This is a genomic window from Acrocarpospora sp. B8E8 (assembly GCF_039871605.1).
In the GTDB taxonomy this organism is placed as follows: domain Bacteria; phylum Actinomycetota; class Actinomycetes; order Streptosporangiales; family Streptosporangiaceae; genus Acrocarpospora; species Acrocarpospora macrocephala.
Genome location: NZ_JBDPLV010000169.1, coordinates 1 through 2550 on the forward strand (window position 1 = coordinate 1; position 2550 = coordinate 2550).

Genomic DNA, 2550 nt, shown 5'->3' on the forward strand with positions numbered 1-2550 from the left:
TGCGTTGCGGCATGAGGCCGCTCGTGATGAGTAGCTACGTCGATGTGGAGGTTCGGATGAGGTGATGCCGAGGGCGTAGCCAGATCAGTGTCCGAGATCTGTCTCCACCGTGACGTGCGTGGCCGGTAACGGCCGGGTGCGAAGCTCGCGGTAAAGCCCAAGGGTGCCCGCTCCGTCTGGGGGCCACAGGCGAGGAGAAGGCTGGATATGGGGCGAACAACATTGAACCCTTGCTGATGCCTCGTGAGAGAGACATCCTGCGACGGAAAGCAAGGTCAGGATGACAGGGGCCGGTCGTTGAGAGACGATGGGCGACGGCCAAGGATGCATCATGGCCGTGTGGACACCGCCGTCCCCGGGGTATAGAGGGCGCCCAACCCCAGCCGCGTCTCATGCGTGCGGAACATGAAAACCCCGTCAGGGTCCGGGTCTCGATAACGGTGACCCGGTAAGCCGATCGTGAGAAGAGCCCAACTCCCCGGCGGGAACAGGATGCCCAAGAAGCGAAGGCCGGTGGCCGAAAGGCGTCAGGAAGGCGGGACCGATGGCCAACTCCTCCGTTGGTCGTCTCGTATAACTGGCCGGATACCGGGCCTGGTGCCCGGACGCGAAAGCGTGCTGACGTGTGGCAGGTGGGCCTTTGCAGATGAACTGTCTGAGCGCCGGAACCGAAGGATAAGTTGGACACCTCGTGGTGAATGGACTGGAGGACCCCCCGCGTAAGGGCCTGGACGCAGTTGAGTGGGATGACATCGACTGGCGGACGTGCGAGCGGGAGGTACGGCGTCTTCGGCAGCGGATCTTCAAGGCCGTGCAGGGGGGTGACTGGCCGAAGGTCAGGAGCCTGCAGAAGCTGATGTTGCGGAGCCGGTCGAACACGCTGCTGAGCGTGCGGCAGGTGACGCAGCGCAATGCTGGGCGCAAGACGGCGGGCATCGACGGTGAGGTCGCTTTGACTTCGCAGGCTCGGGCCGAAGTGGCGGTGCGGGTGCATGAGTCCGTCTCGTCCTGGCGGCCGTCCGCGGTCAAGCGCGTGTTCATACCGAAGGTCAATGGAAAGCTGCGCGGTCTCGGTATTCCCGTGATCATGGATCGGTGTCATCAGGCGCGGGTCCGTGGGGCACTGGAGCCCGAGTGGGAGGCCCGGTTCGAACCTCGATCGTATGGGTTTCGGCCGGGGCGTGGCTGCCAGGACGCGATCGGCGCGGTCTACCAGGCGTGCAAGGGCTCGATGGCCAAACGCCTGTGGGTGCTGGACGCGGATTTGGCTGCGGCATTCGACAAAATCGATCACGAAAGTCTGCTCTCGTCCATCGGATCGTTCCCGGCCAGGGACATGATCCGCGACTGGTTGAAAGCGGGAGTGATTGAGGCCGGCAAGGGATTCGCGCCGACCGAGGAGGGAACTCCTCAAGGCGGCGTTATAAGCCCTTTGCTCCTGAATGTCGCATTACATGGGCTGGAGGAAGCCGCCGGGGTCCGGTACCACACCAACGTCAGACACGCTGGTGAGACGGTGCAGGGCTCCCCGATCTTGATTAGGTACGCCGACGACTTCGCGGTGTTTTGCCACAGCCAGGAGCAGGCACGGCAGGTCAAGGCGCGGCTGACGGTATGGCTGGCCCCCCGGGGCTTGTCCTTCAACCAGGACAAGACGCAGATCGTCCACCTGTCGCAGGGGTTCGATTTTCTCGGGTTTAACGTCCGCCGCTACCGCCTCAAGCTGCTGATCAAACCGAGCAAGGCGGCGATTGGGCGGCTCCGGGAAAGGCTCTCGGCCGAGATGCGCGTATTGCGCGGCTCGCACGCGATGGCGGTCATCGCCAAATTCAACCCCATTGTCCGGGGTTGGACGGCCTACTACCGGAGTGTGGTGGCATCCAAGGCGTTCAGCTCGATGGACACCCATATGTGGAGGCTCACCTACAAGTGGGCGAACCATAGCCACCCGAACAAGCCGAGGAGCTGGGTCGTCGCCCGGTACTTCGGCAAGTTCAACAAGTTCAGGAACGACCGGTGGGTGTTCGGGCATCGCGACAGCGGTGCCTATCTTCTCCGGTTCTCCTGGACCGACATCGTCCGGCACGTCATGGTCAACGGTGCGGCGTCCCCCGACGACCCTGCCCTGGCCGACTACTGGGCCAAGCGGCGGCAACGGGTCAAACCCCCGCTGGATGGGTACACACTGCGCCTGCTCACCAGGCAAGCCGCACGGTGCCCACTATGCGGCGATCACTTGCTCACCGCCGAGCAGCCACCCCAGTCCCCACCCGAGTGGGAACGCTGGTGGCTGCAGGTCACCCGAAGGGCGATAGTCGCTGACTATCTCGTCCATCTCGGGGACTCCGGCTCACCGGACGGTGATCAAACCCGCCTCGTGCACGCCACCTGTCAGCGCGGACTTCAAGCCCGCCTGCGCAGGCAACCAGCACAGCCAACCTGACGGCCGTTGTGGCTTGCTTGAGCCGTATGCCGCGATGAGTGGCACGTACGGTTCTGAGGGGGCCGGAGCACGGTAACGTGCTCCGGCTACCCGGCATTGTTTCATGC

Annotated in this window: 1 protein-coding gene; it reads left to right on the plus strand. The window is 63.8% G+C overall.

Features of this window, described 5'->3' with window-relative positions:
* Nucleotides 1-691 precede the first annotated feature (691 nt).
* Entirely contained in the window at nucleotides 692-2443 is a 1752-nt protein-coding gene (ltrA, locus tag ABGB08_RS54310) for a group II intron reverse transcriptase/maturase (RefSeq protein WP_347608368.1), read from the plus strand.
* The last annotated feature ends 107 nt before the right edge of the window (nucleotides 2444-2550 follow it).